Source organism: Nocardia sp. NPDC023852 (assembly GCF_040639505.1).
Lineage (GTDB): Bacteria > Actinomycetota > Actinomycetes > Mycobacteriales > Mycobacteriaceae > Nocardia.
Genome location: NZ_JBFAAB010000034.1, coordinates 46,591 through 52,633 on the forward strand (window position 1 = coordinate 46,591; position 6,043 = coordinate 52,633).

Sequence of the window (6,043 nt, forward strand, 5' to 3'; positions counted from 1 at the left end):
TACCGGTACGAACCTCACCCGAACCCTCGCCGTCCGCTTCGGCACGACACCCGCCACGTCGTTCACCGTGGTCTCCGACACCCAGGTCACCGCAGTCGCTCCCCCGCGCACCGGCGTAACCGCGGTCAACGTCACCACCACCGGCGGCCGCAGCAACGGCGTCCTTTACGCCTTCCTCCCGGCACCCACCCTCGCCTCCCTGAACCCCGACTCCGGTCCGGAGACCGGAGGTAACACCGTCACCCTCACCGGTACCGATCTCGCCCGGACCACCGCCGTCCGTTTCGGCGCGACACCCGCGACCTCCTTCGCCGTGGTGTCGAGCACCGAGATCACCGCGGTCGCTCCCGCGGGGACCGGCACAACCGCGGTCACCCTCACCACCCCGGGTGGCACCAGCAACGGCGTCTCCTACACCTACGTCCCGGCACCGGTACTCGCGGCGATCGTCCCAGGCTCCGGTCCGGAGACCGGCGGCGACACCGTCAGCCTCGCCGGCACCAACCTCACGGGTACGACTAGGGTCGCCTTCGGCGCCACCCCGGCGACCTCCTTCACCGTGGTTTCGGACACCGAGATCAGCGCCGTCGCCCCCGCGGGCACCGGCACGGTTGCCGTCACGGCTACCACCACCGGCGGCACCAGCAACGGCGTCTCCTACTCCTATGTTCTTGTCCCCACGTTGGATTCGGTCGTTCCGAATTCGGGTCCGGTCGAGGGCGGCAACACCGTCGTCTTGACCGGCGCCAACCTCACCGGTGTCACCTCGGTCACCTTGGGTGCCACCCCGGCGACCTCGTTCACCGTCGACTCCGACACTCAGATCAGCGCCGTCGTCCCCGCCGGGACCGGTACATTGCCGGTCACCGTTGTCTCGCCCACCGGTACCAGTAACGCAGTTCTCTACACCTACGGTGGTGCGCCTGCCCTCCTGGCAGTGGTCCCCGACCTGGGCCCCGAAGCCGGCGGCAACACGGTCGTGCTCCAAGGCGAGAACTTCACCGGGACTCTGGCGGTGGATTTCGGCACCAACGCGGCGACCTCGTTCACCGTCGACTCCGATACTCAGATCACCGCCGTCGTCCCCGCCGGGGCCGGAACGGTGCCGGTCGCCGTCACCAATCAGTTCGGCGTCAGCAACGAGGTCCCGTTTACCTACCTCGGAGTGCCAGCCCTTACTTCGGTCGACCCGAACCACGGCCCCACCTCCGGCGGCAACACCGTGACGCTGACGGGCACCGGATTCACCGGGGCCAGTGCCGTCGATTTCGGTGGTACAACGGCGATTTCCTTCACGGTGATCTCCGATACCCAGATCGGCGCCGTCGCACCCGCCGGGACCGGCGCGGTCGCCGTCACCATCACCACTCCGGGTGGCACCAGCAACGGCGTCTCCTACACCTACGTCCCGGCACCGGTACTCGCAGCGATCGTCCCCGATTCCGGTCCGCAGACCGGTGGCAACACGGTTACCCTGACCGGCACGGGCTTCACCAGCACCACCGCGGTGAATTTCGGTGTCGGCGCGGCCGTTTCGTTTACCGTGGTGTCGGATACCGTGATCAGTGCGGTCGTGCCCGCGGGGGCCGGGTCGGTGAATGTCACCGTCACCACGGCGGGTGGCGTCAGCAATCCGGTGGCCTATACCTACGTTCCGGCGCCCACCGTCGCCACGATCGTTCCCGGCTCCGGACCGGAGACCGGCGGCAACACCGTGACCCTCACCGGAACCAACTTCACCGGTGCCACTGCTGTGAATTTCGGCCTGACTCCGGCGGCATCGTTCACCGTGGTGTCGGGTACCGAGATCAGGGCGGTTGCTCCCGCGGGTACCGATGTGGCCGCGGTAACCGTCACCACTCGCGGCGGTACCAGCGATGGTGTCCTCTACACCTTCGTCCCGGCACCGACCCTCGCCTCACTGGTCCCGACTGCTGGACCGCGGACCGGCGGCAACACTGTCCGCCTGATCGGCACCAATCTCACCGGTGCGACGGCGGTGAGATTCGGTGCGACACCGGCCATGTCCTTCACGGTGTTCTCGGATGCCGAGATCACCGCTGTCGCTCCCGCGGGGACCGGGACAACCGCGATCACGGTGACGACCACAGGTGGTGCCAGCAACCCGCTGACCTACGCCTACGTCCCGGCGCCCACGCTGGCCTCGGTGGTCCCCGGCTCCGGTCCAGAATCCGGTGGCAACACCACCACCCTCACCGGCGCTGGGTTCACCGGCGCGACGGCGGTGAATTTCGGTGTCGGCGCGGCCGTTTCGTTTACCGTGGTGTCGGATACCGTGATCAGTGCGGTCGTGCCCGCGGGGGCCGGGTCGGTGAATGTCACCGTCACCACGGCGGGTGGCGTCAGCAATCCGGTGGCCTATACCTACGTTCCGGCGCCCACCGTCGCCACGATCGTTCCCGGCTCCGGACCGGAGACCGGCGGCAACACCGTGACCCTCACCGGAACCAACTTCACCGGTGCCACTGCTGTGAATTTCGGCCTGACTCCGGCGGCATCGTTCACCGTGGTGTCGGGTACCGAGATCAGGGCGGTTGCTCCCGCGGGTACCGATGTGGCCGCGGTAACCGTCACCACTCGCGGCGGTACCAGCGATGGTGTCCTCTACACCTTCGTCCCGGCACCGACCCTCGCCTCACTGGTCCCGACTGCTGGACCGCGGACCGGCGGCAACACTGTTACCCTCACCGGTGCCAATCTCACTGGCGCGACGGCGGTTTCGTTCGGGGCGACACCGGCCGCGGCCTTCACGGTGGTGTCGGATACCGAGATCAGCGTGGTCGCCCCTGCGGGCACCGGCACGGCTGCGGTGACCGTCACCACCACCGGCGGCACCAGCAGCGCCGTCGCCTACGCCTACGCCCCGTCGCCGGCGCTCGCCTCCGTCGATCCGGACTCTGGTCCGGAGGATGGTGGTAACACCGTCACTCTTACCGGCACGGGATTCGCTCGGACTACCGCGGTGAGTTTCGGCGCGAATTCGGCGGTGTCCTTCACCGTGGTGTCGGATACCGAGATCACGGCGGTCGTGCCCGCGGGGACGGGTTCGGTTGACGTCACCGTCACCACGGCGGGTGGGGTCAGCAATCCGGTGGCCTATACCTACATTCCGGCGCCGGCACTCGCCGCGGTGGCCGACGATTACGGCCCGGAGACCGGTGGCAATGCCGTCACGATCAGGGGCACCAGGTTCGCCACTGCCACTGCTGTGAACTTCGGTCGGACTCGAGCGCCTGCGTTCACGGTGGTGTCGGATACCGAGATCAAGGTGGTTGCCCCGGCGGGTACCGGCACCGCCGCGGTCACCGTCGAAACCGTCGGTGGCGCCAGCGACGCTGCCCTCTACACCTTCGTCCCGGCACCGACCCTCGCCTCCGTCGATCCCGACTCGGGACCGGAGACCGGCGGCAACACCGTCACACTTGCCGGCACGGGATTCACCGGGGCCAGTGCGGTCGAGTTCGGTGAGACAGCGGCGGTTTCGTTCACGGTGGTGTCCGATACCGAGATCAGCGCGGTCGTGCCCTCAGGGACCGGCACGGTCGACGTCACTATCACCACACCGGGCGGCACCACCAACGGCGTCTCCTACACCTACGTTCTGGCACCCACATTGATCTCGATCGTCCCGGACTCCGGGCCGGATACCGGTGGCAACACCGTCACCCTGACCGGCAGGAGTCTCAGCAGCGCGACCGCGGTACGCTTCGGTGCGGTGTCCGCGGCGTTCACAGTCGTCTCCGACAGCGTGATCAGCGCCACCGCCCCTCCCGGGAGCGGGACGGTGGGCGTCACAGTCACCACCGCCGGTGGCACGAGCAACCCGGTCCTCTACGCCAACGTCCCGCCACCGACACTCGCCTCGATGGTCCCGAACTCGGGTCGCACGACAGGCGGTGAGATCGTCACCCTGACCGGCACGGGATTCAGCGATGCGACCGCGGTCACCTTCGGTGCGAACGCGGCGGCATCCTTCGTCGTGGTGTCGGACGCCGAGATCAGTGCCGTGGTACCCGCTGGGGTCGCCGGGACGGCTACCGTCACAGTGACCGCAACGGGCGGCGCCAGCAACGGCGTCTCCTACATCTACGTCGCTGCGCCGACGGTTACCACAGTGGTCCCGAACTCGGGGCCGAGCACCGGCGGCAATACCGTCACCATCGACGGCACCGGATTCACCGGCGCGACCGCCGTCCACTTCGGCGCGACACCGGCGAGCTCCTACACCGTGGTCTCCGACACCCGGATCACCGCTGTGGCGCCCGCCAGGTCCGCTGGATCAGTCACGGTCACCGTCACCACCGCGGGCGGCACCAGCAATAGCGTCGTCTACACCTACATCGCCGCACCCACGCTCACCTCGGTGGCCCCGAACTCGGGTCCGGCCACCGGCGGCACCACCGTCACCCTCACCGGCAACAACCTCACCGGAACGACGGCCGTGCGCTTCGGTGCGACGGCGGCTGTTTCCTTCACCGTGGTCTCGGCTTCCCAGATCAGTGCCATGGCGCCCGCCGGCACCGCCGGGCCGGTCGCGGTCACCGTCACCACCGCGGGCGGCACCAGCAACGGCGTCGTCTACACCTATGCGGCCGCACCCACACTGACCTCGGTGGTCCCTGACTCGGGTCCGGTCGCGGGCGGCAACACCGTCACGCTCACCGGCACGGGGTTCACCGGCGTCAGCGCCGTGAGGTTCGGCGCCACCCCCGCTGCCTCCTTCACAGTGATCTCCGGAACCCAGATCAGTGCCGTTGTCCCCGCCGGGACCGGAACGGTGCCGGTCGCGGTCACCGTCACCACCACGGGCGGCACCAGCAACGGCGTCGTCTACACCTATATTCCGGCACCGACGCTCGTCGAACTCATCCCGGACCTCGGGCCTACCTTCGGCGGCAACACGATCACCCTCGCCGGCACGAGATTCACCGCCGCGACCGCGGTGAGTTTCGGTACGACGGCGGCGACATCGTTCACCGTCACCTCCGACACCCGGATCAGGGCCAGGGTCCCTGCAGGGACGGGTGTCGTCGCCGTCACGGTCACCACCCCGGGCGGCACCAGCAACGGCGTTCCCTACACCTACCTTCACACGTCCACGCTCACGGCAGTCAGCCCCTCGGACGAATAGTTCGCGTCAGTGGTCACACGGCCGAAAACGCAGCAACCACAAGATGTTCTGCGGCGGCGCCAGCCTGAGGAAGGACCGGAGTCGTGGGAAGGCGGCGCTGCACCACGGCAGACATATCGCGACCGGGACGCCGTGGAGTTGTCCCCATCAAGCGGCCAGGGTATCCGGGCGTCGCGGGTGCCGGTATCGCCACGCGTTCCGAAACCCCTTGTCGCGCTGCATCGACGGTTCTTCGTGCTGTCTTACCTGGATGCGGGTACAGACTCGTCACCCCAGCAATTCCTCGACAACGCTCGCACTCATTCTGTTTTCGAAATCGTGTCGGCCTGATACCGGTGTGTGTGAGTGCAGACCACGTCCACGTTGTGGGCGCGCGTGCCACGACCTGGGGTGTGGGTGTCGGATCCTGCTTCTCAGGAGAGGTGATCAGCGCGATATGGTTTCCCAGCACCTCCAGGCGATGGATCGGCTTGTCCGGCGTGGCAGGCTGGCCTCTCCACCCGCGGCCCGAGAACGTATTGATCCTTCGTACCGGGAACATCCAGTAGCGTAACGTCTTTCGTCGTCGATGCCCCGGCAACCTCCATCGTGCCGGAGCGCCAAGGAGTCCCCGGTGTGCCGGAGCGTGTGCAGAGGGGCGCGGGAAGAGCGGGGATAGCATGAGCGTGGCCGCGGGCCTGCCTGTTGGCGAATTCACCGGGCACACAGCACAACGCATTGGGCGGGGAAGCGCGCTCGGGGACACGGAATTGGCCGACGCGGTGGGGATCACCGGTGCGCCGATCCCCGCCGCCGTCGACCCGCGCCCGAGTCGAGCGCGCCGATGAGCGAGATCGCCGTGATGACCGACCACGGTTCCACCGAAGGCAGCTCCGCCGAACTCGTCCGAGC

The 6,043-nt window shown here is 68.0% G+C and carries 1 protein-coding gene; it reads left to right on the plus strand.

The genetic code is table 11. From position 1 onward, the window contains the following. Positions 1-5,152 (plus strand): IPT/TIG domain-containing protein (locus tag AB0H00_RS29075; RefSeq protein ID WP_357272511.1); only part of this gene is annotated, 5,152 nt, incomplete at its 5' end. Positions 5,153-6,043: the final 891 nt, after the last annotated feature.